The organism is Mesorhizobium sp. M8A.F.Ca.ET.208.01.1.1, from assembly GCF_004791315.1.
Taxonomy (GTDB): domain Bacteria; phylum Pseudomonadota; class Alphaproteobacteria; order Rhizobiales; family Rhizobiaceae; genus Mesorhizobium.
Map to the genome: position 1 here is coordinate 1958728 of NZ_SRUT01000001.1, position 24743 is coordinate 1983470.

A 24743-nucleotide genomic window follows, 5' to 3' on the forward strand; every position below is an offset into this window, starting at 1 on the left:
CGCCTAGCCGCCCTTCAGCAAGTAGCCGGCGCCTCGAACCGTGTGCAGGATCGGCTTGTCGAAGCCCTTTTCGATCTTGCCGCGCAGCCGCGAGACGTGGACATCGATGACATTGGTCTGCGGATCGAAATGATAATCCCAGACATTTTCGAGCAGCATGGTGCGCGTCACCACCTGGCCGGCATGGCGCATGAGATATTCGAGCAGGCGGAATTCGCGCGGCTGCAGCGTGATCTCACGCGCGGCCCGGCGGACAGAATGCGACAGCCTGTCGAGTTCAAGGTCGCCAACCCGGTAGACGGTCTCGGCCTCCTTGGCGCTGGCGCGTCGGTTCAGCACCTCGACACGCGCCAGAAGTTCGGAAAAGGCATAGGGCTTGGTCAGATAGTCGTCGCCGCCGGCACGCAGGCCGGTGACCCGGTCATCGACCTCGCCCAGCGCCGACAGGATGAGCACTGGTGTCGTGTTGCCCCTGGAGCGGAGAGCGGCAATGACCGACAGGCCATCGCGGCGCGGCATCATCCGGTCGATGACCATCACGTCGTAATCACCCGCATCGGCAAGCGCGAAGCCGGTCTCGCCGTCACCGGCGACATGTGCCGTATGACCGGCTTCGGTGAAGGCTTTCTGCAGATAATCCGCAGCCTCGCGGTCGTCTTCTATGACGAGAATCTTCATAGGGCCGTTATACGCGATTTCGCTGGAAGATTGAGTAGCCGGCATCTGCATTCTAGCCTTTGCCAAAGCGCATCGCGATCAAGATGATCGAGAGCGTGCGCGATGAAATCCTTGTTCCGTGGCGTCGTTGCGCCGGACATGCCAGTTCCCGGTCATGTGGTTACCCCCCGCGACCACCGAACCGACCGGCTTCGGGCACGAGAGCGTGATGTGGGCACCCATATGCGGCGCGCGGCAGCGGGCGATGGGAAGCCCGCTGCCACTGAAGAAGAGCGCGATGACTGACTAACGGGCTCTCCTTCTTGCTTTCCCATGCGGCGACTCGGGGGTGTTGAAACCGCCGCATTGGAAAAGTCGTCTCAGCCCTTGGCCACCGGCAGCGCGACGAAGCGGTTGTTGTCGTCGCGGGTGATCTGCATCAGCACCGCCTTGCGTCCGGATTTGACCGCGTCGGCCATGGCCTTGGTGACGTCGTCGGTGCCGTTGACCTCCGCGGAGTTGACCGCGGTGATGACGTCGCCCGGCTGGATGCCGCGATCGGCGGCAGCGCTGTCGGGGTCGACGTCGGTCACCACCAGACCCTTGCCGTTTTCGGACTTGGTGACAGTCAGGCCGAGATCGGCGAGCGTGTCCGGCTTTGCCGGAGCGGCGGGTTGCTGCTGCTGGTCGCCCGATGCCTGCTTGTCGCTGATGGGCAGTTTGCCGAGATCGACCTTGACCGCCTGGCTCTTGCCGTCACGCCACACGGTGACGTCAACCGATTTGCCCGGCGAATAGGCGCCGATCAGGCGGGCGAGTTCCTTCGGCGAGGCAACGTCCTTGCCATCGACTTGGGTGATGACATCCCCCGCGGTGATGCCAGCCTTCTTGCCGGGGCCATCGTCCTGGGCGCTCGAAACCAGGGCGCCGTTGTTGGACTTCAGACCGAGCGACTCGGCGATGTCGGAGGTGACCGGCTGGATTTCGACGCCGAGCCAGCCGCGCTGGACCGCGCCGTTCTTCATCAGGTCTCCGACGACCTGCTTGGCGGTCGAGGCCGGAATGTCGAAGGCAATGCCGACGCTGCCGCCCGAGGGCGAGAAGATGGCGGTGTTGATGCCGACCACCTGGCCGTTGAGGTTGAAGGTCGGGCCACCCGAATTGCCGCGGTTGACCGATGCGTCGATCTGGAGGAAATCGTCATAGGGGCCGGCGCCGATATCGCGGCCGCGCGCCGATACGATGCCGGCGGTGACGGTGCCGCCGAGGCCAAACGGGTTGCCGACAGCCACGACCCAGTCGCCGACGCGAACCTTGGAATCGTCGGCGAAGTCGACATAGGTGAACTTGCCGCCACCATCGACCTTGAGCACGGCGAGATCGGTGCGCGGATCGGTGCCGACCAGCTTGGCGTCGAGTTCCTTGCCGTCATTGGTCACCACGGTGAAGGCGGTGCCCTCTTCGACGACATGGTTGTTGGTGACGAGATAACCGTCTTCGGAGATGAAGAAGCCGGAGCCCTGCGCCACCGGACGCGGCTGGTCGTTGTTGCGATCGCGATGACCGAAGCGACGGTGACCTTCGTCGTTCTGGCCGTTCTGGTCACCAAAGCCGCGGAATTCCTTGAAGAAGCGGCGCAACTGCGGATTGTTGGGAAGATTGTCGAAACCGCCCTGATCGTCGGAACCGTCATCGGCGGTCGGTTGCAGCTTGGCCTTGACCTTGACGCTGACCACGGCTGGCGAAACGCGCTCGACGACATCGGCGAAGCTCGGAACCTGGGGAGCCTCCACACGCACGGCGTCAGCCAGAACGGGGCTGGTTCCACTGGTCAGCGCGCCAACGCCGATCGCGCCGGCGACAGCGATGGACGCGGCGGCAGCCAGAAGACGCTTGCGGGTGCGGGAATATGAATTGGGGGCAATATTCATGGTTCTCTTATCCTCTTTCAACGGACGCGCCTTGATCGGCATCCTCAAGAACGAGAATTAGAGCGGCGCACATTACGACGCCATTTCCGGCACATGAAACTTTGGTAATGTTGGCGCGCGGCGCAGACGTCAGTCGCGGTCCAGGATCGTGTCCAATGCCGCCTGTTCATCGGCTGACAGGGATTTCGTCGCCAGCGTCCGGCGCGACCGCGCGGTCAACACAATGAATCCGCCTCCCACCAGCAGCAACAGCACGGGCGTGCCCCACAGCAACGCGTTGCGCAGGTCGAAACGCGGCTTCAACAGAACGAACTCGCCGTAGCGGGAGACCACATAGTCCATCACCTGCTGGTCGGTATCACCGGCGACAAGGCGTTGTCGCACCAGGATACGCAGGTCGCGAGCAAGGTCGGCGTCGGATTCGTCGATCGACTGGTTCTGGCAGACCATGCAGCGCAAGCCTTCCGACAGCGCCCGCGCCCGTGCCTCCAGAGCGGGGTCGGCCAGCATCTCGTCAGGCTTCACCGCCATTGCCGTGCCGGCGAAGAGCAATGCAAGTAACAGGACAATCGAGGTCAGCGAAAACCTTGCACTCATGGCAGAACCACCGGCGCAACCGCCTGCTTGCGGCGGCGCGAAGGCGCGCCGACCCGCAGGCGCCTGTCCATCAGCGACATGGCGGCACCCGCCATCATCACCAGGCCGCCGCCCCAGATCAGCGTCACCAGCGGCTTCCACCACAAACGCACCACGACCGAGCCCTCCTTGCCCTCGTCGCCGAGCGAAATGTAGAGCTGGGAGAGGCCGATGGTCTTGATGCCGGACTCCGTCGTCGTCATCTGCCGCACCGGATAGAAACGCTTGGCCGAGCTGATTTCGCCGACGGGGCTGCCGCTGGCGCCGATCAGCTCGAAACGGCCGCGATCCTCGCTGTAGTTCGGCCCCTGGGCCGGATAGAGGCCGACGAAACGCACCGTGCGGCCGGAGATTTCGACGGTTTCACCAGCACGCATGGACAGGATCTTCTCCGTGCCGAAGCAGAGCGTGCCGACAATGCCGAGCACCGTCAGGCCAAGGCCGAGATGGGCCAAAGCGGTCCCGAAGACGGAGCGTGGCAAACCAACCAGGCGCCTGACCATGACCGGCGCGGCGACATTGCCTAAGCCTGCCTTGACGGCGAGGTCAGTCAGCGCGCCAAGGATCAGCCAGACCGCGAGGCCAACGCCAAGCGCGGCAAGCACCGAAGCGCCGTCGATGAACAAGGCAGTGACCAGCGTCGCCAGAAGGGCGGCCGCAAACGCGAGCATCAGACGCTGCGCGACGCCTAGGACATCGCCGCGCTTCCAGGCCAGCAGCGGCCCAAAGGGAACCATCACCAGCAGCGGCACCATGAGCGGGGCGAAAGTCAGGTTGAAGAACGGCGCGCCGACCGAAATCTTGCCGGCCGAAAAAGCCTCGACCGCCAGCGGATAGAGCGTGCCGACCAGCACGGTGGCGGTCGCCGTGGTCAGGAACAGATTGTTGAGGACGAGCGCGCCTTCGCGCGAAATCGGATGGAACAGGCCGCCTGCCGTCAGCCTCGAGGCGCGCAGCGCAAACAGCGCCAGCGAGCCGCCGATGAACAGCGTCAGGATGCACAGGATGAAGATGCCGCGCGTCGGATCGGTGGCAAAGGCGTGCACGGAAGTCAGGACGCCCGAACGCACCAGGAAGGTGCCGAGCAGCGACAGCGAGAAGGTCAAAATGGCGAGCAGCAGCGTCCAGATCTTCAACGCCGAGCGCTTTTCCATGACGATGGCAGAATGCAGCAGCGCGGTGCCCGCCAGCCACGGCATGAAGGAAGCGTTCTCGACCGGATCCCAAAACCAGAAACCGCCCCAGCCGAGCTCGTAATAGGCCCAGTACGATCCCATGGCGATGCCGCCGGTCAGAAACATCCAGGCGACCAGCGTCCATGGCCGCACCCAGCGCGCCCAGGAGGCATCGATGCGGCCCTCGATAAGGGCCGCGACCGAGAAGGAAAAGCAGATCGAGAAGCCGACATAGCCGAGATAGAGCAGCGGCGGATGAATGGCGAGGCCAAGGTCCTGCAGGATCGGGTTGAGATCGCGGCCTTCGATCGGCGCCGGATTGAGTCTGACGAAGGGATTGGACGTCACCAGGATGAACAGGAAGAAGGTTGCGCCAATGGCGCCCTGCACGGCAAGCACGTTGGCGCGCAGCGTCGCCGGCAGGTTGGAGCCGAAAGCGGCGACAAGCGCGCCGAAGAAGGTCAGGATCAGCACCCAGAGCAGCATCGAACCTTCGTGATTGCCCCAGGTTCCGGTGATCTTGTAGATCAGCGGCTGCAGCGAATGCGAGTTCTCCCAGACGTTCGCCAGCGAAAAATCGGAACTTGCATAGGCGCTCGCAAGTGCCGCGAAGGACAGGGCCGTCAAGGCAAAACCAGTCACCGCGACCGGACCGCCGACCGCCATCAGGCGCTGGTTGTTCAGCCGCGCGCCAAACAGCGGCACGATGGTCTGCACCAGCGAAAGCGCGAACGCCAGAACCAGGGCGAAATGTCCGGTCTCAACCATTCCCGCTTGCTCTCCCGCCGGGATTACTCACTCTTGCTCTCCTGCCAGACACCCTTGGCTTTCAGGCCGTCGGCAACGTCCTTGGGCATGTAACGCTCGTCGTGCTTGGCCAGCACGCTGTCGGCGACAAAGACGCCGTCGGAGCCAAAGGTGCCCTCGGTGATGACGCCCTGCTCTTCGCGGAAAAGGTCGGGCAGGATTCCGGTATAGGTAACCTTGACCGATTTGTGGGTGTCGGTGACCGAAAAGGCAACCGTCGCGCCCTGGCCGCGCTGGATGGTGCCTTTTTCGACCAAACCGCCGAGCCTGATGCGCTGGCCGGGCTGCACGCTGGCAGCGGTCAGATCGGCCGGCATGTAGAAATAGGATGCTTTCTGGCCAAGCGCGTAGAAGGTCAGGCCGGTGGCGGCGGCGAGGAAAGCCAAGCCGCCCACAATCACCGACAATCGTTTCTGCTTGCGCGTCATGTCCAATCTACTCCGTCACCGTTAGGCCGAGCGAGGCGCCAAAGGCGGTGAATTTCTTGGCCTCGTCACTGTCGGCGCCAAAGACCGCAATGGCGCGGCCCAGCGCATCGCGCGCCTGGCCGGTCTTTCCCAGCACGACATAGGAACGAACAAGCCGCATCCATCCTTCCGGGTCGCGCGGATTTTGACGAAGTTTGTCGTCGAGGCCGGCGACCATGGTGTTGATCATGGCTTCCCTGTCCTGCGGCGACATGGAGGATGCCGCGTCGACATCGCCAGTATCGGGGCCTTTCGCGGCCGCGCCTGAAGCGACTTCAGAGCCGGATTTGGCCAGTGCCTGTTCGACAGCGCCGCGCCATGGCGAATCCAGCGGCAGTTTACCGAGCATCACCTGCCAGGCCGCGGCCGCTTCCTTGCCGCGGCCCTCCTGCGCCAATGCCATCGCCAGATAGAAGCTGGCTTTCGCATTGGCCGGATCAAGCTTCAAGGCCGCCTCGAAGGCATCCTGGGCATCGGCCGAAACAATACCGCCCGCCGCACCGGCGATCGCCTCGCCGAGGCCGGCCTGGCGAACAGCGCTGTCGCCGTCGAGGCGTATGGCGTTGCGGTAGGCCGCCGCGGCGTCGGCAAAGCGCTGCATGCGCAGATAAACCGGCGCCAGCACATCCCAGCCCCGCCCATCGGCAGGGTTGGCCGCAAGATGGGCTTCGGCACGCGCCACCAACTCATCGACCGAACTGTCGGCCGGGTTCTTGGCCAGCCGCTCGCTGAGCGGCTGCGACGGCAAGTCAGGCGAGCCGAGCTGGCTGTAGAGCCCCCAACTGACCAACGGGACCGCCAGCACGGCCACGGTCGCGACAAGCCGTGCCGTGACCGACGCCGCCCTGCCGGACGTCTTGCCGGTTATGTCAGCGTTACCCAGGCGAAGGATGCGGCGGGCGATCTCGGCGCGCGCCTCGGCTGCCTCAGCGGGCCGGATCAAACCGCGCGCGGCATCGCGGTCGAGTTCGGCTAATTGATCGCGATAGACTTCCAGGTCGTGGTCGCCGCTCGATGACGCGCCCTTGGAAGCCCCAGCCAACGGCAAAAGCACCGCCAGACTGGCGCCCAGCGTGAGAATTGCGGCTATGACCCAGAACAGCATGGTTCTTCCAATAAAGGCAGAGCCCTGCCCTGCCAACACAGGCATCCTGCGACGCTTTGACGGCAGGCGCACCGAATGTCCTTGATCGACATCAACTGGCCGGGTCGCAACCGGACCTGGCGTGCTAGGTCAATGGTGTCCAGCCGCCGTCGGCATTGCGGCAGGCTGTTCCGTGCGCCGTGACACTGGCGCTGCCGGTGAACACCGTCTGCGTATACTGGCGGCAATCCTGCGAACCAACGCGGTAAGGTTGGGCTGGCACGACCTCGCCATGGCGCGAGGCCTGATCGCCCTTCCACGCCACCTTCTGCCCGCTCGTCGTGTATTCAAGCGCCTTGTATTCGGCCTCGAGCGCGCTGCGCTTTTCCGTGTCGCTCAGGCCATTGCCGACAGACCCGCCAATGAGGCCGCCGCCCATGGCGGAAATGATGGACTTGGTGACGACCTTGCCGCCCGCCGGGGGCGTCGAGGCCGGGGTCGCGGCCACGGTCGGACCCTTGCCGCTCAAGGTGGTGCAGCCCGACACGGCCAGCAATGCGGAAACAAGCGCGACGCGAATCTTCATGCCAACAACCGGTATTCCTGAGTTGGAGCTTGCCATGGATGCGCCTGGCATCATCTGAGAAGTGGGCATGGCCATACTATTGATATTTGTCGGAAATTTGGCCGCCGCCGGCCAGTATGAGGTCAATCGATATGCCGCCATAGCATGTGCCACCCGTTGGTGTCGATTGGTCTGGGCAAACGTCACTGAAGGCTCCGCAATCGCACCGCTGCCTTCAGACCACCCATGCCGGAACGCCCCAGATCCAGGCCGCCTCCATACTCGTTGACGAGGTCGGCGACGATGGCGAGGCCCAGGCCCGTTCCCGGCTTTGTCTCGTCCAGGCGCCGTCCGCGCTTCATGGCTTCGCGCGCCTTGTCCTCGGGAATGCCAGGGCCGTCATCCTCGATGCTGATCTCGAACAGGCTCTCATCCTTGCTGACCAAGGGCACGACCGAGACCGCGACAGCACTCCTTGCCCATTTCATCGCATTCTCGAGAAGATTGCCGAGCAGTTCCTCGAGGTCCTCGCGTTCGCCGGCAAAGACGATCTCGGTGGCCGGCAGCGACAGCGACAGGCTGGTCCGCGGGTTGAGCTTCTGCAAAACACGCACCATGCGCTGTACCAGCGGCGCCACGGGCGTGCGGTAGACGACGCTGTCGCGCTGCGCCGCGACGCGGGCGCGCTGCAAATAGTGATCGATCTGCTTTTGCATGGAGGCGGCCTGCTCGGCGATCAACTGCCCCTTGGCGCCGCCAAGCGCCCGGCCCTCGTTGAGCAGCACGGCGAGCGGCGTCTTCAGCGAATGGGCGAGGTTGCCGACCTGGGTCCGCGAACGCTCGACAATGCGTTTGTTGTTTTCGATCAAAGCGTTGGTTTCGTTGGCCAACGGTTCGATCTCGGCCGGGAAGCGGCCGTCGAGCTTCTGCGCGGTGCCCTCGCGCACCATGGCGAGTGCGTTCCTGACCCTGCGCAGCGGCTGCAGCCCGAGCAGGATGGCGATGGCGTTGATGGCGATCATGCCGATGCCGAACAGGCTGAGATAGGTCAACAGGCGACGCTGGAAGGTCCCTATTTCCTGCTCCAGCTCGGTCTTGTTTCCCATGACGCGGAAGCGCGCGGCGCGGTTCTTGGCATCGAGAACGAATTCGCTCTCGAACACGACCAGTTCTTCGCCGTTGATGCCTTGCGCGGCATAGCTACGCTGGAAATTGGCGTTGAAAGGAACATCCGCCACATCGGGCGACGGGATGGTCCGGGTCATGGACGACGAATGGAGATCGCCGTGCACGCCTTCCGAGGCGGGCTCGACGGACCAGTACCAGCCCGAATTCGGCTCCGAGAAACGGAGGTCGCCAAGATCGGGCGAGCCGGTCAGCGCGCCGCTGTCGGAAATGCCAATGGAGCCGATCAGGTTGAACAGATGCGCCGACAGCAAACTGTCGAAGCCCCGCTCGCTGGCTTGGCGGTAGAGCGTGGTGATCAGGGTGAAGATGACGACCAGGGTCAGGATCGCCCATACCGTGGAGAAGGCGATAACGCGGAACGTCAGCGAGCGCGGCCAAGCGCGTAGCGAAAGCCGTCTGCCCACGGTTGGGTTGGTAGGAAGCGGTTCCGCCTTACGCCTCCGGCTCACGCATACGGTAGCCCATGCCGCGCACGGTTTCGATCATGTCGATGCCCATCTTCTTGCGCAGCCGCCCGACAAAGACCTCGATCGTGTTGGAATCGCGGTCGAAATCCTGGTCGTAGAGATGCTCGACCAGTTCGGTGCGCGAAACGACCTCGCCCATGTGGTGCATCAGATAGGCAAGCAGCCGGAATTCGTGCGAGGTCAATTTCAGCGGCACGCCATTGACATCGGCCTTCGAAGCCTTGGTGTCGAGACGCAGCGGCCCACAGGTCAGTTCCGACGAGGCGTGGCCGGCAGCGCGGCGGATCAGGGCCCTGACCCGTGCTAGTACCTCCTCGATGTGGAACGGCTTGGTGACGTAGTCGTCGGCGCCGGCGTCGATGCCCGAGACCTTGTCGCTCCAGCGGTCACGCGCGGTCAGGATCAGCACCGGCATCTTGCGGCCGCCGCGACGCCAACGCTCGACCACGCTGATGCCGTCCATCTGCGGCAGGCCGATGTCGAGCACGACGGCATCGTAAGGCTCCGTGTCGCCGAGGAAATGACCCTCCTCGCCATCGAAGGCACGGTCGACGACATAGCCGGCATCGACCAGCGCATCGGAAATCTGCCGGTTGAGATCCTTGTCATCCTCGACGACGAGTACGCGCATGCGGGGACCAATGCCTGTTGACTGAGGTTTCAGATATAGGCCGATTCCGGCGGCCTGGGAAACGGAGCCCTGTAGGACGAGAAGACTGCGTCAGTTCTGCGGAACGACGATTTCGGAGCGGCGCGGACGCTGCCCGTCCTTGCCCGGCACGAGGACGACGATAACGCAGACCGGCTGGCCGCCACGCGTCGACGCCGAGGCCTTGGCGAGTGTTCCACCATTCTGCTGGGCCACCTGCTGACCGATCGCATAGCAGTCGGATGCGGCCAGGACGATCGGGGTGGGCTGATCGGGCGCGATCGCCGGTATCGCCATTGCCTGCGACGCAAACATCCCGGCGGCACTAAGCGCCAGGGTCGCGGTTCGGAAATGGGAGCGAAGCGTTTTCATGACCGGCGTTGTAACGCATCGGTGCTGAACGTGAAATGAACAGTGAACGGCCCTGAACCCATGCTCGCCACACCCCTGCAACGCGAGATAGACAATCTGGATTCACCGCCCCACCAGTGAACCCCGCGAAAGCCCAGTCTAGACTCCGTTTCGATGATATTGAAAGCGCGTCAGGCGTTTTCCTGCGTCAGCGCTCGGAATCGCAGCAGACCATGATGGACAAGCAGTTCCTCATCATAACGCGCCTCGGTGAATTCAAGCGACAGCCGCGTCTGTCCACGCGGGCCGATCACCAGCACCGCGTCGGCAAGGCGCGCCTTGATGGCGGCCATGATGGCAAGCGTTTCGGCTTCACCATGGGCCTTCGACCAGACATGCAGCGTGATCAGCTGGTCGTCGTTATTCTCGGCGCCGGTATCCCAGTCAAAAGCCGAGGTCTGGCCTGAAGTCACATAGGGAAAGGCGGCGGTGTCGGTTGCCCGCTCGAGCAGCCCGGCGCCGCCGAGCAGCGTCGACAGCGACGCATCGCTTTTCAACCTGAGGAACAGGGCCTGCTGCAAATCACCGGGCGCGGTCATCGTTCTTTCCCTCGCCTGTTGCGCCACCGACCCTTGCCTGCCAGAAGCTCTTCCGCGTTCTAGACGCTTTGCCATATATAACCATTTCCCGCACGGACAGGTTTGCCGATTCGTGGTCTCGATGATGAATGCCGATGATCTCGAAAATACGACTTGCCAACAATCTCCTCAGCGGACGCGGCATAGCGATACCGGTTGCGCACCGCAAGCACCATCAACGCCCGGCAGCGGGCCATTTTCCCAAATTCGGGAGCTGACCATGCTCGATCCACAAAAGGCCAAAGCCGCGTCGCGTCTGCTCGTAAGCCATTGGGACCATGGCACCCATCTCGACGCCATACCTGAGGAGCTTCGCCCGAAGACACGGACCGAAGGCTATGCCATCCAGGCCCATGTCATGGATCGTTCGGCGGTCCCGCTTTTCGGCTGGAAGATCGCGGCAACCAGTCTTGCCGGTCAAAGGCATATCAATGTCGACGGCCCGATGGCCGGGCGCCTGCTGGCAGAGAAAGCGGTCGCGGTTGGCGGGACCGTCTCGCTCGCGACGAGCAAGATGCGGGTCGCCGAGATCGAATTCGCTTTCCGTTTTGGCCGGCAGATCCCGCCGCGCCCGGCGCCTTATGAAATCGCCGAGGTGATAGATGCCGTGGCAACCTTGCATCCGGCGATAGAAATACCGGACTCGCGCTACGACGATTTCCGCGCCGTCGGTGCGCCACAGCTGATAGCGGACAATGCCTGTGCCAATCTGTTCGTCATCGGCCAGCCCACGCAAGACGAATGGCGTGACGTGAACCTCGCGGAACACCCGGTGACCGGTCTTGTTTCGGGCAAGTCGCGGCACGACGGAACCGGCGCGGCGGTGTTAGGCGACCCGCGTATTGCGCTCACATGGATCGTCAACGAACTGTCGGGCCTCGGCATAGCGCTCCAGCCGGGACAGGTGGTGATCACAGGCACTTGCGTGACGCCGATACGCGTCGAGGCTGGTGATGAAGTGATCGGCGATTTGGGCAAGTTTGGCCGCGTCTCGGTACGGTTTGTCTAGACCGGCTTGCTCTCCCGGTTCAGCCTGACCACGAAGCTCCTCACCGCCAGAACCAGCACGGTGATGATGATCAATATCACGGAAAGCGCCGCGATCGCCGGGTCGATGTTGTCGCGCAGGCCCATCCACATCAGGCGCGGCAGCGTGATGGCGTTGACCGAGGTGATGAACAGGGTGACGCCGATCTCTTCCCAGGAGAGTACGAATGAGAGCAGTGCCGCGGTGACGATGCCAAACTTGATGTTGGGCATAATGACGCGCGTAGCGCGTTCCCACACGCTTGCACCGAGACCGCGCGCGGCAAGGTCGATGCGCCGATCGAGCTGGCTGAGCGAAACCAGGATCAGCACGGTCGCGAACGGCACCGTCATCACCGAATGCGCCATGGCAACGCCGAGCCAGGTGTCGTAGCCGAAGAAGGAACTGACGCCTGAGATCGAGGTGAGCAGGAAGTAGAGCGTCACCGCCGAGACCACCGGCGGCACAACCATCGGCAGCAGCACGAAACCGACCAGGGCTGCCGTAAAGCGCGGCTGGAACATCCAGACGCCGAGGCTGAAACTAAGCGCCAGTACGGTTGAAACAGCGCTGCTGACGATGCCGATCCGGATCGAAAGCAGGATCGACTGGAGCCAGCGCGGGTCCTCGATCAACGAGCGATAGTGGCGCAGCGACAATTCACCCGTCGGCATTGCCAGCATGCGGCTCGGCGTCAGCGAGACCGGAATGACGGCCAGCAGCGGCAACAGCAGGAACAGCGCCACCAGCACGGCGAGGATCAGCGAGACGGGTCCGGGGCGATAGGTCGGCATCACGCTACACCAGTTGCTTCGGTTTGACGTATCGGAAGAGCAGCGCCATCAGGGCGCCGACGAAGACCACCAGCACGACGCTGATCGCGGCCCCCAGTCCCCAGTCCGGGCTCTGGAATATCCGGAGATAGATCAATTCGGCGATCATCACGCTGCGGCCGCCGCCGAGAATCGCCGGCGTGACGAAGAAGCCGAGCGAGAAGACGAAGACGATCATCGCGGAGCCGATGATGCCGGAGCGCGTCATCGGCACGAACACCGTCCAGAAGGTGCGCATGCGGCTGGAACCCAGCCCGCGCGCCGCGAGCAGCACGCGCTCGTCCAGGCTGCGCATGGCTGACGCCAACGGAAAGACGGCGAAAGGAATGAGGAAATGCGTCATGCCGACGATGACGCCGAATTCGTTGCGCACCAAAGTCAGCGGTTCGGAGATGAAACCGATGGACTGCAGCCAGGTGTTGATGAGGCCGCGGTTGGACAAAAGCGCCACCCAGCCGAAGGCGCGCGTCAGCACCGAGATCCAGAACGGCACCAGGATGCAGAATTCAGCGATGAGGCGCTGCGCCGGGCTGCCGCGCACCCAGACGACCGTGATGGCGTAGGCGGCGGCGACCGACACGATGGTGACGATGGCCGCGATGCGCAGCGTGCGGATGAACACCGACTGCACCAGATCGTCGGTGAGCAACGCCTGGTACTGGCCAAGCCCGGGCGTCGGCAAGGTGAAGCTCCACTTCACCACGCCGAGAAACGGCCAGGCATAGGCCAGGACGAGGAACAGGAGCAGCGGCGCCATCAACAGCGCCGCGCCCATCCTGTCGGAGAGAACACCTCTCATGTCAGCTCAGCAACGCCAGTGATCAGGCGGAGATGATCTTGGTGTATTCGTCTAGGGCCGCGCCGTAGTTCTTGGCGTACCAGTCCATGTCGAGCGGGATCTGCTTCTTCATGTTCTCCGGATCGACGGGGTTGATGCGCTTCTTGTCGGCGGGAATCAGCGCGTCGGCCGCCGGATTGGCCGGACCCTGGCCGAGCTTGTCGAACATGACGAGCTGCTTTTCCGGATCCTGGGCGCTGGCGATAAACTTCATCGCCGCATCCTTGCCGCCTGGGTTGTTCTTGAGCACGGCCAGCGCACCGGGCGAGATCAGACCCTGGTCCCAGATGAACTTGATCTTGCCGCCGGAATCCTGCTCGATCAGCGAGGCCCGTGTCGACCACACGATCGCCATCGACGCTTCGCCATTGAGCAGCACGCTCTGGCTCTCGGCGCCGCCGCCCCAATAGGCGACGACGTTTTCCTTGAAGGCTGATATCTTGTCATGCGCACGCTTCAAGTCGAGCGGGTAGAGCGACGCCGGTGCGATGCCGTCGGCCAGAAGGGCCGCTTCCCAGCTCGACACGCCCCATTTGTAAAGGGAACGCTTGCCGGGGAATTTCTTCACATCGAAGAAATCGGCCATGCCGGTCGGTGCATCCTTGCCGTATTTCTCGGAATCGTAGGCGATGACATAGGAGAAGAAATAGGTCGAGGCGGCATAGTCCCAGCCGAAACCGGGACGCATCTTCTTCTTGTCGACGATATTGTAGTCGATCGGCTCGAGCATGCCTTGCGCGCCGAGCGTGATGGCCGAGAACGGATCGACGTCGACTAGGTCCCAGGTCGGGGCGCCGCTCTTGGACTGCGCGGCGATCGCGCCTTCGGTCGGGCCCGAGCCGTCCATCTTGACGGTGATGCCGGTGTCCTTGGTGAAAGCCTGGCCATAGGCGGCGTCGTAAGCCGTGATCGCGTCGCCGCCCCAATTCACCAGCACCAGTTCCTTCGCCGCCGCGAAGGCTCCGGTCGAGCGCAGCAGCATCGGCGAGCCTGCAAGCACGAGTGCCGCGAGTTGCGTGAACTGGCGGCGCGAGATCTCGCCGCGTCTCGTCCTCTCGGACAGCGTTTCGATGGCCTGTTTCTTGGTGTCGTTCATGTCATTTCCCCTTTGTTTTCGTTGATTTCAATCCGGAAACCGGTGCGGCGGATCAGGCCGCACCGGCGCTCATTGTCCTCCATCCGGAAGGAGGAAGCCCTTTTCCGCCGGCCATGTCAGCCAGACGGAATTGCCCTTGCTGAGAGCAGCCGCCGCGACCTCGTTGGGCACCGAGACGGTTACCTTGGCACCATGGCGCGTGGTGAGGTCGAGCTTGGTCGCCGCCCCCAGATAGGTCGAGGCGATCGCGGTCGCGGCGATGCCGTTCTCTCCAGCTGCCGCCTCGGGCGCGATCGACATGTGTTCGGGCCGGATCGCCAGGATGGCGTCACCGCGGACTTTCTCGGCCTTGCAGTGCATGCTGACCGCGCGGTCCTCGCAAAGGCCGGTCGAGCCGTGGTCGGCGGGCTTGACCCCCTTCAGCGGCAGCATGTTGATCTCGCCGAGGAACTCGGCGACGAAGCGATTGTCCGGCCGGTCGTAGACCTCGTCCGGCGCCCCGACCTGCAGCAGTTTGCCGTGGTTGAAAATGGCGACGCGCGACGACAGCGCCAGCGCCTCGCTCTGGTCGTGGGTGACGAAGACGAAGGTGGTGCCGGTCTCCTGATGCAGGCGCTTCATCTCGGCCTGCATCTGGCCGCGCAGGCTCTTGTCCAACGCCGAAAACGGCTCGTCGAGGAGGAGCACGCCCGGCTCGAACACCAGCGCGCGGGCAAGGGCGACGCGCTGCTGCTGGCCGCCGGACAGCTGCGACGGCAGTTTCTTCTCGTGGCCGACCAGACCGACGCGCTCGATCATCTCGCCGACGCGCTTCCTGATCTCGGCGGCCGATTTCTTGCGGACCTTGAGCGGGAAAGCGATGTTGGCTTCGACGCTCATATGCGGAAACAGCGCATAACCCTGGAACACCATGCCGGCGGCACGCTGCTCGGCCGGGCGGTCGGTGATGTCGGCGCCGTCGCTGAAAAGCCTGCCCTCGCTCGGCTGCACGAAGCCGGCCAGGATCATCAGGAAGGTGGTCTTGCCGGAGCCGGAGGGGCCAAGCAGGGTCAGGAACTCGCCGCGCCCAATGTCAAGCGTCAGATTGTCCAGTGCACGGAACGAGCCGAAGCTCTTGCCGATCCCGATTGCCTTGATCTCTGCGGCCCGGCCGGGTTGCTGCATCCTGCCTCTATCCTTACCGTTGAGCCAAATCGTAGGCAGGGCCGAAGCTCACCGCAACCGAATAGTTTTCGCCTGATCGGCAAATTTGATTCACGGGTGGATGGAAGATGGCGTGGCTGGAACCGCCAATCTCCCCCTCGTGGGGGATCTGCTAGTCTTAATTCGCCTAAAGCCTGTTCTCCGATAGCTTTGCCCTCAACCAATCGCTGAAGGCATTGAGTACCGGATGTCCCGCCTTGGCATGCTCGAAGACCAGGAAATATGAGCGTGGCGAGGGGACCGACGCCTCGAACGGCTTGACCAGGCGGCCTTCGCTCAGCGCCCGGCGGCCTGTCAGTTCGTCGCCCATGGCAATCCCCTGCCCGGCGACCGCCGCCGAAAAGACGAGGTTCATGTCGGAAAAGAAGATGCCGCCCTCGGTGTCGGGATTTTCCACCTTCGACAATGCCAGCCAGCGTGCCCAGTCCTCGGTGTCGCCGAGATGGAGCAAATTGGCGCGCAGCACGTCGGCGGGCTTGGAAAACCCACCGACCTTGTTGAGCAGCGTCGGGCTGCAGAGCGGCGTGAACGAGACCTCGCAGAGCAGTTCCACCGCGCGGTTCGGCCAGTTGCCGACGCCAAAGGCGATGAAAGCGTCGGCCTCCGCATTGCTGACGTCATCGAGGCGACGAGGCGTCAAGATCGAGAGTGCCACGTCCCGATACATTTGCTGGAACTCGCCGATATGGGAGCAAAGGAACATCGAGGCGAAGCCCGGAGGGCAGGAAATGGCAAACGAACCGCCGACGCCCGCACCGCTGTTTTGCGCTCCCGCGTCGCCGAGCACGGTCAGCGCCTTCCTGACATCGGCCGCATAGCGCTGGCCGCGCGGCGTCAGCGCCACGCCCTTGCCGATGCGTTGCAGGAGATCGAAGCCAAGGTCACGCTCGAGCAACCGCAGTTGGTGCGAGACGGCGCTGCGGGTCAGGTGCAGTTCGTCGGCGGCACGCCAGACGCTGCCATGCCTGGCGAAACTGTCGAGGGCGCGTAGCGCCTGTGTCGAAGGAATTCTCAAGAGGTGAACCGAATTTGCACGAACCGGGAAAACATATCACTTTTTGGCGAGCCGCTTCACTGCTTTCTTCTAGAGCATGGACAAACCGGTGACGACATCGGCGCAAGAGACCGCGCTTGCCTGCCTCGACGGCATCCAGCCCCTGCTGTCGGCCTGGACACGCACCATCTTCGATTTCGGCGAGACCGCATGGCGCGAGTACCAATCGGCCGCCTGGTATGTCGATCGGCTCAAACGCGAGGGATTTTCTGTCGAGGAAGGCTCGGGCGGCATGCCGACCGCCTTCTGCGCCCACTGGACGAACGGCGCCGGACCGACAATCGGCATGTATGCCGAATATGATGCCGTGCCCGGCAATTGCCAGGACGCCGTGACGGTGAGGCAGCCGCGACCTGGCCTTGGCGCCGAGGCCGGCGGCCATACCGACCCGCATTCGGGGCTCGGCATAGCAAGCCTCGGCGGGCTGCTCGCGACCAAGGCCGCGATGCAGCGCCACGACATTCAAGGCACGCTGCGCTTTACCGGCGAGCCGGCCGAAAAGGTGCGCGGTTCGAAGCCGATCCATGCGGCAAAAGGCTATTATGACGGCCTTGCCGGCATGATTTCCTTCCATCCCTTTTACATGCTGCCGCTCTGCAACACAGCGCGATGGGATACGCATTGCGGCGCGGCCTATGCGATGATCTATCGTTTCGTCTGCGACGAACCCGAAAACTGGATTCGCGCAGGCGACGGCGCGCCGATCCCGCAGGCGCATTCGGCGGTCAGGGCACCGGGCGCGAACGATGCGCTGATGACCATGTACATGGCCTCCAAGGCGTTGCGCGATTCCATGCTGCCGCATCAGGGCGGCTGGTCGATCAGCGAGGCGATCCTGACGGCTGGCCAGGCCACGGCCGACAATCTGCCGGCGGGCCTGGCCGAGATCCAGTACATGATCCGTGTGCCGACCATCGGCATGGCCGAGCAGGTGACGGCGGTGCTCGACCGCAACGCCGCGGCCGCGGCCGCGATCAGCGGCTGCCGCTACGAGCGGCACTGGGTGTCGAAGTCGCGGCCGGGGCTGGCCAACCACGCCATGGCCGGGATTACCTACGAAGCCCTGTCGACCGTCGGGCCGCCACGCTGGGACGAGGCCGCCAGAACGATCGCGCGGGAAATCCAGGTCAATGCCGGCGGCACCGCGACCGAAAACCCCTTCATCGATGAGCTGGAGCGGCTGATTTCGCCACAGGAGGCCGAGGCGATCTTGCGCCGCGACCTGCCGCCTTCCCAGGTGAATTCGACCTCCGACGACTACACCGACATGAGCTGGCACGCGCCGACCGCGCGCTTCTATGTCGCCCGCCCAGCGCTGCGCTCGGCAAACGGCCACGCTTTTCCGGCATGGGTGATGAATGCTCTGGGCGGCATTCCCGCGACGATCGATCCGATGGTCATCTGCGCGGCCAAAACGGTCGCGCTGGCGGCGCTGCACCTGCTCGAGGACAAGACCGCCCGCGACGAGGCGATGAATGAGTTCACCACCCGCACCGGCGGCGGCATCGGCGGCTCCAACTGGATCGCGCCGCTCTGCGACTACGAGCCGCCGATCAACTTCCGCTGGCCGGAATATGTCACCACGCCGCGCGGGCGCGACTGGTGGATACCAAACAATGCGCGACCGACCAATTCTTGAGAACAAGCCACGAGGAGAACCGCATGACCGTTCATGACCGCATCGTCGCCGAACCGTTTTCGCTTCAACGCCGCAACCCGGCCGGCGGCACCAAGCCGCTGACATCATGGGGCTTCGCCAACGAGACCGATGTCTTGACCGACGTGCTGCTCGGATCGCCGAACTTCCTGCGTCACCTCTCGACCAGCTCGCTCTCGCGAAAACATCTGCGCGAGGCGCCCTGCAATGTCCAGATCGCGCAGGCCCAGCACAAGGATCTGGTCGCGGCCTACGAGCATTTCGGCGTCAACATCCATTGGCACGAGCCGACGCCGGAGCTGCCGATGCAGGTCTATTCCCGTGATTCCAGCGTCATGACGCCTTATGGCGCCATCATCACCGCCATGGCCAACTGGTGGCGGCGCGGCGAGAACTATGCCGCCATCCGCACCTATGAAAAGCTCGGCATCCCGATCTACGACATGGTGACGGCCGGCACCTTCGAAGGCGGCGACTTCAACGTCATCGAGGACGGCGTGGTGCTGATCGGCTGCGGCGGCGCCCGCACGCAGGAGGAAGGCGCCCGCCAGGTGCAGGCCTGGTTCGAGAAGGAAGGTTGGGAGACGCGCATCGCCTTCATCGACGAATATTACGTCCACATCGACCTGATGGTTGTGCCGATCGCCGAAAAGCTCACCGCCGTCTGCCTCGCCTGCACCGAACCCGGCATCGTCGACTGGCTGAAGGGCAAGGGTCACGAGATCATCGACGTGCCCTTCCAGGACACGATGGCGCTCGGCTGTAACTTCATGTCGCTCGGCAAGGACCGGGTGATCGCGCCGACCTCCAGCCAAACGCTGATCGGCCAGCTCAAGGCGCGCGGCTTCGAGGTCGCGGCCGTCGACATGAGCGAAATCTCCAAGACCGGCGGCGGCATCCATTGCATGGCGCAGGCACTGAAGCGCGAGGCGGCCTGATAGCCCTGAAGAGGCAAATTCCCCCTCGCTCGCCAAATCGGGAAGCTGGCTGGCGAGGAGCCGGGCCGCCGGCTAGCCGGCTCTTCCATCGACAAACCTTGCAGCTGTGTCCCCGACGCCCTTGTGAGTGTCGGCAAAATGGATGAATAGTCGGAACAGGGCACCGCCCTGAAATTGCCCGCTTGCGGTTTTCAGGTCGCGCCAGAGCCGAGCCGGGTTTTAGAATGGTCAACCCTGAACCGCGCAAGAGAAGAGGTCCGATCGCCTCCCGCCTTCTGGCGCTGGACGCGTGGCTCGATTCCTCGCTCTATGAGATCGGGTTCAAGGCGCGCGAGTTCTGGGAGGCCGCGACGATCTTCTCGCGGCGCTTCCGTCTCAAGGGCTGGCGCCGTGGCTTCATCGAACTGTTGAGCGAAGGTTTTACACTCGGCGCCGGCGGCATGGTGGTGATGTTGGCGCTGGCGATACCCGCTTTCCAGGACACCACGGGGGACTGGCGTGCCCAAGGCGACTTCGCGGTCACCTTCCTGGACCGCTACGGCAACGAGATCGGCCAGCGCGGCATCATCCAGCGCGATTCAGTACCGGTCGACGAGATGCCCGACCACGTCATCAAGGCGGTGCTCGCCACCGAGGATCGACGTTTTTTCGACCATTACGGCATCGACGTGCTCGGCCTTTCCAGGGCGATCTTCGAGAATGTGCGGGCAAACTCGGTCGTCCAGGGCGGCTCCAGCATCACCCAGCAGCTGGCCAAGAACCTGTTCCTGACCAATGAGCGCACGTTCGAGCGCAAGATCAAGGAAGCCTTCCTGTCGCTGTGGCTGGAGGCCAATCTGTCGAAGAAGGAAATCCTGCAGCTCTATCTCGACCGCGCCTATATGGGCGGCGGCACGTTCGGCATCGAGGCGGCGGCGGATTTCTATTTCGGCAAGAGCGTCAAGGACCTGAACCTTGCCGAAGCAGCGATGCTCGCCGGCCTGTTCAAGGCGCCGACCAAATACGCACCGCACATCAACCTGCCGGCGGCGCGCGCGCGCGCCAATGTGGTGCTGTCCAACCTCGTCGATTCCGGCTTCATGACCGAAGGCCAGGTGCTGCAGGCCAGGCTGCATCCGGCCGACGTCGTCGACCGCGGCGAACAGAAGAGTCCCGACTACTATCTCGACTGGGCCTTCGACGAGGTGAAGAAGATCGCCAAGCCCGGCCAGCACTCGCTGGTCGCCCATACCACCTACGACGCCAACATCCAGAAGGCGGCGGAAGAGTCCGTCGAGTTCCACCTGCGCCAGTTCGGCAAGGAGTACAACGTCACCGAAGGCGCGGTGGTGGTCATCGAGACCAATGGCGCGGTGCGGGCGATCGTCGGCGGCCGCGATTACGGCGCCAGCCAGTTCAACCGTGCCACCAAGGCACTGCGGCAGACCGGCTCGTCGTTCAAGCCCTATGTCTACGCCACGGCGATGGAACACGGCTTCACGCCGAACTCGATCATTTCGGGCGGGCCGATCAGCTGGGGCAACTGGTCACCGCACAATTACAGCGGCGAGTCGGCGGGCAACATCACGCTGATCATGGCGATGGCCAAGTCGATCAACACCGTGCCGGTGCGACTGGCGAAGGACCATCTCGGAATCGCGCCGATCAAGGCATTGGCGGAATCGTTTGGCGTGGAGTCGCCGCTCGAAGGGCACAAGACGATGGTGCTCGGCACCTCGGGCATGACCGTGATGGACCAGGCGACTGGCTACAGCGTCTTTGCCCAGAACGGCTTCGTCGGCTCCAGGCACGGCATCACCCAGCTCGTCACCCGCACCGGCGACGTGGTGTATGACTGGACCAAGGACGCGCCGCCACCGCATCGCGTGCTCTCCGAGCAGGCGCTGAAATCCATGAACACCATGCTGGCGGCCGTGCCAGTGATGGGCACGGCGCGGCGGGCACAAATTCCCAACATCGTCGTCGCCGGCAAGACCGGCACGACACAATCCTACCGCGATGCCTGGTTCGTGGGTTTCACCGGCAACTACACGGCGGCCGTGTGGCTGGGCAATGACGATTTCACCCCGACCAAGAACATGACCGGCGGCTCGCTGCCGGCTATGGTGTGGCAGCGGCTGATGGTCTATGCGCACCAGAACATCGACCTGAAGCCGATCCCCGGTATCGACAAACCCTTCGTCGACGAGGAGGTCGCGGCCAAGGCCGCCGAGGCGCAGAAGAAGAGCGAGGAGCAGGCAGCGGCCGACGCCGCCGCCGAGCGGCCGCCGGTGCTGTCCAGCCGAACCACGCAGACGCTGCGGGACATGAGCCAACTGTTCCAGATGGCGCCCAAACTCGAGGCCCCCACTCCACCCGAGACGCTTTCGGCCCTGTGACATCCGCCCGGTGAGACAAGACCGACAGGCAAAACCATCACGCCGGCTTGCCACAGGGCCCTGCGCCGCGATATCCCCGAACGGCAATCCTCGCGCACCCGGCCCTTAATGCTCAAGAATGCTTTCCTGATGCTGATCTCGCTTGCCATAGCCGTTGGCGGGGGCGGTGCCAGCGTCTGGTATGCGCTGAAGATCCAGGACGGCGTCGGCGCGATCAGGATCGGCCAGTGGACCGCCTTCCCCGACATCGGCACACCGGCCGCGGATCCCTATTCCAAGGCGCGCGTGGCGCGCGAGGGCGTGCTGGCGCTCGGCCGCGCCGAAGGCCTGTCCTTCGTGGCGGAAAATGATGCCGCCGGCGACCAGCTCAAGCGGGAATGCACCTACAGGATCGAGGGTGGATTTCCAACGGCCCGGTTCTGGACGCTTTATGCCGCCGATCAATCGCTCGGCGTCGTCGAGACCGGCAAATCGCGGCTTGCGGCACTTCAGTCCTACGAGGTGCTGCGCCAACCGGACAATTCGGTGATCATTTCCGTCGGCCATCACCCGATGCCGGGCAACTGGGCTCTGACCGACGGTTCGGGAAGGATGTACTTCGTCCTGACCTTCTATGACACGCCAATCGCCAGCAGCACCGGCCTGTCGGACGTTTCGCTGCCCAGGATCGTCAAGGCAGGCTGCGATGCGTAGTTTGCGTGCCGCACTGCGCAGGCTTCTGCATGCCATCCTGCTCGGCCTCGTCGGCGCCGGCATCGTCCACATTATCGTCCTGCTTCTGGTGCCGGAATTTTCGGAACGTGATGCCTGGTCGCGTCTCTCCCTGGCGTCGGATCTCTACAGGATGAATCGGCTCGACGCCGAAGCGGGCGGTGCGCCGGTGGTGAAGTCGGTCGACCCGCTGTTCTATGCCACGGCCTGCCGCTTCGACCTCGAGGAGGGAATGGTGCGGATCAAGGCACCAGGAAACGTCCCCTTCTGGTCGGTGTCGGTCTATGACCGCAGCGGTCACAATGTCTATTCCTTCAACGACCATACGGCGACGGGCGGCAAGCTGGATGCAGTCGTGCTGACGCCGGCGCAGATGATCGACGTGCGCAAGGACCTGCCCGAAGACCTGCAGGGAGCGATTTTTGTCGAGGCGCCCATCGACGAAGGCATCTTCGTCATCCGCAGCTTCGTGCCCGACGAGAGCTGGAAGCCGATCGTGTCGCGCTTTCTCGATCAAAGTTCCTGCGAGCTGCAGGATTTCTAGGCCGCCGACCGGAGGTCCAGAGCCGAAGGGCTGACGGACAAGGCCACGGCTTCAAGGTTTAGTGATGCGGCACCGGCGTCCGTGGCGATCCCGGCTTGTCCGGGCCTGCGGGCCGCGCTTCGCCGGTGTTGGGCCGCTCATAACGGATGCCGGGAAATATGATCACGGCCGCCGGTATCTCGGTGGTTTGCTTGGCTCGATTGGTCGGTGCCGCACGCGGCACGAAAGACAGTACCATGCCCATGGTTCGCGCATTCCTCTCGGTTTCCCCGGAGCACAACGCAACGCCTCCAAATATCATTAAGGCCGGCAGAGGGTTAACGGACCGCTAACGGATCGTCGCTAACTTGATCTTTGTCTAGAGGTCAGAGCGTTCTGACCGAGGCAATCGCGAAACCGGCACAGTCCCGGTGGCGCGAGGCCAAGTGTGTATCCGGTGTCAGGCGTATCCCTCGTGTCATCTTCGGACTTCAGGCAAATCGCGATAAGGACGGAATCGGGAAAAGCCGAAAGGCTGTTCCGCGCCGCCGTATCGGCGTTCTGCTCACTGACGCGCCCGTCGCGCCGCGAGATCGGCCAGCTCGAAGACCTGACCCTGCCGCTGTTCGACGACGTGTCCGTCGAATCGCGACGCTACGTGGCGGCGGCCCTTTCCGAATGCGAGTATGCGCCAGCGGCCCTGGTGCGGCGCCTCTGCGAGGAACCGGTCGACATCGCCGCTCCGCTGCTCATCCGCTCACGCGCCGTCAGCGATATCGACCTGATCGCGCTGATTGGCCGGCATGGGCTGCCGCATGCGCGCGCCATAGCGCGGCGCAAGGAGCTGAACCCGACCATCGCCGATCTGATCAGGGCGCTTGAAAGACCGACCTTGGTGCGGGTGCGGGATCGGGAAGCAGCCCCGGCGCAAGGCCTTGCCGTGAAGACGCAAGCGATGGCGGACAGCGCCGAAACCCCACAGGCGCCCGGCGTTGCCGCCGAGAACGCGCGGCGCAGGCTGCGCTCAATGATGCACACCGGCGACGAAGCCTTGGCCGCGAAGGTCGATGCGTTCCCAGGTGCGGATACCTATGTCAAACTGCGCGAGACGGCCCTGACGGGAAACGCCGCCTTCTTCCAGACCGCGCTAGCGGACGCCCTCGACATTGATTTCTCGATCGCGCAATCGCTGACCGCCAACCAGAACTATGCGCGGCTGCTTGCTGCGCTGCGTTCGCTCGACTTCAGCGAGGACCGGGCATTCCTGATCACGGTTGCCGTCTATCCCGGCCTGTTCCCGCATCCGCAGGCCATCCGCACCTATCTCGACCGTTACCGCCTGCTGCATCGCGATGCGGCCCTGGAGACGGTGCGGGGATGGAAAGCCGAAACCCTGTCGAAGGCGGCTCGCAACGTTTCGCCGACGAACGGCGACAGCCGCAAGGCCTCGAACGGCGACGAAGCCGACGCCCCCGGCCTCAGGGCGTCTTCACGGAAATAAGCTCCTCGACGGGAACGCTCCCGGCCTCGATCTCAACCACCCAGATGTCGGGATCGAATTTTTTCTCGCGCTCAAGTCTCGCATCCAGCACGGCGGCATCATCGCCGGTGGCGAGAAGGCTGAAAAAACGGTCCTCGGGCTTGGCCGAATCGTAGCTTGTCTGCGGTGCCGGCCCGTAGAGAGCCGTTTCACCCATCCTGCCCCGCGCCAGGATGAACACAGCCCCGGCCTCGGTCGCACCGCGATTGACCACGGCGGCAAATCCGCCAGCGCCAAAAACCCGGCGCAACAGGGCCGACACCCACAGATCAGCGGTTACACGCATGGAAGACTCCCGACGACATGCGGGCTCTCTATCGAAATTTCCCA

25 protein-coding genes are annotated in these 24743 nt (G+C 63.7%); 7 read left to right on the forward strand and 18 right to left on the reverse strand.

Annotated elements, in window-relative coordinates; all coding sequences use genetic code 11:
* Positions 1 to 3: 3 nt before the first annotated feature.
* The 11 genes from EN851_RS10060 to EN851_RS10110 all read right to left on the reverse strand — a co-directional run bounded on the left by EN851_RS10060 (position 4) and on the right by EN851_RS10110 (position 10576).
* Positions 4 to 678 carry a response regulator transcription factor gene (locus tag EN851_RS10060; RefSeq protein ID WP_189521801.1) on the reverse strand — a complete coding sequence of 225 codons (675 nt, stop codon included), beginning with the start codon at positions 676 to 678 and terminating at the stop codon, positions 4 to 6.
* Between the two features lie 359 nt (positions 679 to 1037).
* On the reverse strand, positions 1038 to 2588 hold the full coding sequence (locus EN851_RS10065; RefSeq protein WP_135929090.1) for a Do family serine endopeptidase: 1551 nt from the start codon (positions 2586 to 2588) through the stop codon (positions 1038 to 1040).
* 129 nt (positions 2589 to 2717) lie between these two features.
* Entirely contained in the window at positions 2718 to 3185 is a 468-nt protein-coding gene (locus EN851_RS10070; RefSeq protein WP_127871348.1) for a cytochrome c-type biogenesis protein, read from the reverse strand.
* Positions 3182 to 5167, reverse strand: coding sequence for a heme lyase CcmF/NrfE family subunit (locus EN851_RS10075; protein ID WP_135929091.1), 1986 nt, complete (start codon positions 5165 to 5167; stop codon positions 3182 to 3184). The genes EN851_RS10070 and EN851_RS10075 overlap by 4 nt, the downstream gene beginning before the upstream one ends.
* 23 nt (positions 5168 to 5190) lie before the next feature.
* The gene (ccmE, locus tag EN851_RS10080) at positions 5191 to 5634 is read right to left on the reverse strand and encodes a cytochrome c maturation protein CcmE (protein WP_127278451.1); all 444 of its coding nucleotides are present in this window, start codon (positions 5632 to 5634) and stop codon (positions 5191 to 5193) included.
* A 7-nt stretch (positions 5635 to 5641) separates the two neighbouring features.
* Positions 5642 to 6778 (reverse strand): c-type cytochrome biogenesis protein CcmI, encoded by a 1137-nt coding sequence (ccmI, locus tag EN851_RS10085; protein WP_127278452.1) that lies wholly within the window; start codon positions 6776 to 6778, stop codon positions 5642 to 5644.
* 124 nt (positions 6779 to 6902) lie between these two features.
* On the reverse strand, positions 6903 to 7343 hold the full coding sequence (locus EN851_RS10090) for a hypothetical protein (RefSeq protein WP_127278453.1): 441 nt from the start codon (positions 7341 to 7343) through the stop codon (positions 6903 to 6905).
* 182 nt (positions 7344 to 7525) lie between these two features.
* The gene (locus EN851_RS10095; protein ID WP_245511631.1) at positions 7526 to 8914 is read right to left on the reverse strand and encodes an ATP-binding protein; all 1389 of its coding nucleotides are present in this window, start codon (positions 8912 to 8914) and stop codon (positions 7526 to 7528) included.
* Between the two features lie 28 nt (positions 8915 to 8942).
* The gene (locus tag EN851_RS10100; RefSeq protein ID WP_015318627.1) at positions 8943 to 9608 is read right to left on the reverse strand and encodes a response regulator transcription factor; all 666 of its coding nucleotides are present in this window, start codon (positions 9606 to 9608) and stop codon (positions 8943 to 8945) included.
* Positions 9609 to 9698: 90 nt separating this feature from the next.
* Entirely contained in the window at positions 9699 to 9998 is a 300-nt protein-coding gene (locus tag EN851_RS10105; protein ID WP_127871342.1) for a hypothetical protein, read from the reverse strand.
* Positions 9999 to 10168: 170 nt separating this feature from the next.
* A complete protein-coding gene (locus tag EN851_RS10110) occupies positions 10169 to 10576 on the reverse strand; it encodes a DUF3168 domain-containing protein (protein WP_127278457.1) in 408 nt (135 codons plus the stop codon).
* 259 nt (positions 10577 to 10835) lie between these two features.
* On the opposite strand from EN851_RS10110, the gene EN851_RS10115 reads away from it, so the two are divergent.
* On the forward strand, positions 10836 to 11624 hold the full coding sequence (locus tag EN851_RS10115) for a fumarylacetoacetate hydrolase family protein (RefSeq protein WP_135883389.1): 789 nt from the start codon (positions 10836 to 10838) through the stop codon (positions 11622 to 11624).
* On the opposite strand, the gene EN851_RS10120 is transcribed toward EN851_RS10115, so the two are convergent.
* From EN851_RS10120 to EN851_RS10140, 5 genes are all read right to left on the reverse strand, one after another.
* Positions 11621 to 12436 (reverse strand): ABC transporter permease, encoded by an 816-nt coding sequence (locus tag EN851_RS10120; protein ID WP_135929092.1) that lies wholly within the window; start codon positions 12434 to 12436, stop codon positions 11621 to 11623. The genes EN851_RS10115 and EN851_RS10120 overlap by 4 nt on opposite strands.
* 4 nt (positions 12437 to 12440) lie before the next feature.
* Positions 12441 to 13274 (reverse strand): ABC transporter permease, encoded by an 834-nt coding sequence (locus EN851_RS10125; protein ID WP_135883390.1) that lies wholly within the window; start codon positions 13272 to 13274, stop codon positions 12441 to 12443.
* Positions 13275 to 13296: 22 nt separating this feature from the next.
* Positions 13297 to 14409: an ABC transporter substrate-binding protein gene (locus EN851_RS10130; RefSeq protein ID WP_127280994.1), complete on the reverse strand. Its 1113-nt coding sequence runs from the start codon at positions 14407 to 14409 to the stop codon at positions 13297 to 13299.
* Between the two features lie 69 nt (positions 14410 to 14478).
* Positions 14479 to 15573 carry an ABC transporter ATP-binding protein gene (locus EN851_RS10135; RefSeq protein ID WP_135863684.1) on the reverse strand — a complete coding sequence of 365 codons (1095 nt, stop codon included), beginning with the start codon at positions 15571 to 15573 and terminating at the stop codon, positions 14479 to 14481.
* 166 nt (positions 15574 to 15739) lie between these two features.
* Entirely contained in the window at positions 15740 to 16627 is an 888-nt protein-coding gene (locus tag EN851_RS10140; protein WP_127280983.1) for a LysR substrate-binding domain-containing protein, read from the reverse strand.
* Between the two features lie 76 nt (positions 16628 to 16703).
* On the opposite strand from EN851_RS10140, the gene EN851_RS10145 reads away from it, so the two are divergent.
* The 5 genes from EN851_RS10145 to EN851_RS10165 all read left to right on the forward strand — a co-directional run bounded on the left by EN851_RS10145 (position 16704) and on the right by EN851_RS10165 (position 22894).
* Positions 16704 to 18305, forward strand: coding sequence for an amidohydrolase (locus EN851_RS10145; RefSeq protein ID WP_189521802.1), 1602 nt, complete (start codon positions 16704 to 16706; stop codon positions 18303 to 18305).
* Positions 18306 to 18328: 23 nt separating this feature from the next.
* On the forward strand, positions 18329 to 19261 hold the full coding sequence (locus EN851_RS10150) for a dimethylarginine dimethylaminohydrolase family protein (protein WP_010915034.1): 933 nt from the start codon (positions 18329 to 18331) through the stop codon (positions 19259 to 19261).
* 224 nt (positions 19262 to 19485) lie between these two features.
* Positions 19486 to 21639, forward strand: coding sequence for a penicillin-binding protein 1A (locus EN851_RS10155; protein ID WP_135929094.1), 2154 nt, complete (start codon positions 19486 to 19488; stop codon positions 21637 to 21639).
* Between the two features lie 108 nt (positions 21640 to 21747).
* Positions 21748 to 22332 (forward strand): DUF1214 domain-containing protein, encoded by a 585-nt coding sequence (locus EN851_RS10160; protein ID WP_135929095.1) that lies wholly within the window; start codon positions 21748 to 21750, stop codon positions 22330 to 22332.
* A complete protein-coding gene (locus tag EN851_RS10165; protein ID WP_127277827.1) occupies positions 22325 to 22894 on the forward strand; it encodes a DUF1254 domain-containing protein in 570 nt (189 codons plus the stop codon). The genes EN851_RS10160 and EN851_RS10165 overlap by 8 nt, the downstream gene beginning before the upstream one ends.
* A gap of 58 nt (positions 22895 to 22952) precedes the next feature.
* On the opposite strand, the gene EN851_RS10170 is transcribed toward EN851_RS10165, so the two are convergent.
* Positions 22953 to 23138: a hypothetical protein gene (locus EN851_RS10170; RefSeq protein WP_127277826.1), complete on the reverse strand. Its 186-nt coding sequence runs from the start codon at positions 23136 to 23138 to the stop codon at positions 22953 to 22955.
* Between the two features lie 210 nt (positions 23139 to 23348).
* Between EN851_RS10170 and EN851_RS10175 the strand changes: the two genes are divergently transcribed.
* Positions 23349 to 24374, forward strand: coding sequence for a hypothetical protein (locus EN851_RS10175; RefSeq protein ID WP_189521803.1), 1026 nt, complete (start codon positions 23349 to 23351; stop codon positions 24372 to 24374).
* Here the strand turns inward: EN851_RS10175 and EN851_RS10180 are convergent.
* Complete coding sequence (locus EN851_RS10180; RefSeq protein ID WP_127871331.1) at positions 24352 to 24699, reverse strand: DUF1491 family protein; 348 nt, start codon at positions 24697 to 24699, stop codon at positions 24352 to 24354. The genes EN851_RS10175 and EN851_RS10180 overlap by 23 nt on opposite strands.
* Between the last annotated feature and the right edge of the window lie 44 nt (positions 24700 to 24743).

What these genes read in the sequence shown, in the direction of transcription:
- EN851_RS10060 (WP_189521801.1), bottom strand. Translation starts at nt 678, where the DNA reads ATGAAGATTCTCGTCATAGAAGACGACCGCGAGGCTGCGGATTATCTG.
- EN851_RS10065 (WP_135929090.1), bottom strand. Translation starts at nt 2,588, where the DNA reads ATGAATATTGCCCCCAATTCATATTCCCGCACCCGCAAGCGTCTTCTG.
- EN851_RS10070 (WP_127871348.1), bottom strand. Translation starts at nt 3,185, where the DNA reads ATGAGTGCAAGGTTTTCGCTGACCTCGATTGTCCTGTTACTTGCATTG.
- EN851_RS10075 (WP_135929091.1), bottom strand. Translation starts at nt 5,167, where the DNA reads ATGGTTGAGACCGGACATTTCGCCCTGGTTCTGGCGTTCGCGCTTTCG.
- ccmE (WP_127278451.1), bottom strand. Translation starts at nt 5,634, where the DNA reads ATGACGCGCAAGCAGAAACGATTGTCGGTGATTGTGGGCGGCTTGGCT.
- ccmI (WP_127278452.1), bottom strand. Translation starts at nt 6,778, where the DNA reads ATGCTGTTCTGGGTCATAGCCGCAATTCTCACGCTGGGCGCCAGTCTG.
- EN851_RS10090 (WP_127278453.1), bottom strand. Translation starts at nt 7,343, where the DNA reads ATGAAGATTCGCGTCGCGCTTGTTTCCGCATTGCTGGCCGTGTCGGGC.
- EN851_RS10100 (WP_015318627.1), bottom strand. Translation starts at nt 9,608, where the DNA reads ATGCGCGTACTCGTCGTCGAGGATGACAAGGATCTCAACCGGCAGATT.
- EN851_RS10105 (WP_127871342.1), bottom strand. Translation starts at nt 9,998, where the DNA reads ATGAAAACGCTTCGCTCCCATTTCCGAACCGCGACCCTGGCGCTTAGT.
- EN851_RS10110 (WP_127278457.1), bottom strand. Translation starts at nt 10,576, where the DNA reads ATGACCGCGCCCGGTGATTTGCAGCAGGCCCTGTTCCTCAGGTTGAAA.
- EN851_RS10115 (WP_135883389.1), top strand. Translation starts at nt 10,836, where the DNA reads ATGCTCGATCCACAAAAGGCCAAAGCCGCGTCGCGTCTGCTCGTAAGC.
- EN851_RS10120 (WP_135929092.1), bottom strand. Translation starts at nt 12,436, where the DNA reads ATGCCGACCTATCGCCCCGGACCCGTCTCGCTGATCCTCGCCGTGCTG.
- EN851_RS10125 (WP_135883390.1), bottom strand. Translation starts at nt 13,274, where the DNA reads ATGAGAGGTGTTCTCTCCGACAGGATGGGCGCGGCGCTGTTGATGGCG.
- EN851_RS10130 (WP_127280994.1), bottom strand. Translation starts at nt 14,409, where the DNA reads ATGAACGACACCAAGAAACAGGCCATCGAAACGCTGTCCGAGAGGACG.
- EN851_RS10135 (WP_135863684.1), bottom strand. Translation starts at nt 15,573, where the DNA reads ATGCAGCAACCCGGCCGGGCCGCAGAGATCAAGGCAATCGGGATCGGC.
- EN851_RS10145 (WP_189521802.1), top strand. Translation starts at nt 16,704, where the DNA reads ATGGACAAACCGGTGACGACATCGGCGCAAGAGACCGCGCTTGCCTGC.
- EN851_RS10150 (WP_010915034.1), top strand. Translation starts at nt 18,329, where the DNA reads ATGACCGTTCATGACCGCATCGTCGCCGAACCGTTTTCGCTTCAACGC.
- EN851_RS10155 (WP_135929094.1), top strand. Translation starts at nt 19,486, where the DNA reads ATGGTCAACCCTGAACCGCGCAAGAGAAGAGGTCCGATCGCCTCCCGC.
- EN851_RS10160 (WP_135929095.1), top strand. Translation starts at nt 21,748, where the DNA reads ATGCTCAAGAATGCTTTCCTGATGCTGATCTCGCTTGCCATAGCCGTT.
- EN851_RS10165 (WP_127277827.1), top strand. Translation starts at nt 22,325, where the DNA reads ATGCGTAGTTTGCGTGCCGCACTGCGCAGGCTTCTGCATGCCATCCTG.
- EN851_RS10170 (WP_127277826.1), bottom strand. Translation starts at nt 23,138, where the DNA reads ATGGGCATGGTACTGTCTTTCGTGCCGCGTGCGGCACCGACCAATCGA.
- EN851_RS10180 (WP_127871331.1), bottom strand. Translation starts at nt 24,699, where the DNA reads ATGCGTGTAACCGCTGATCTGTGGGTGTCGGCCCTGTTGCGCCGGGTT.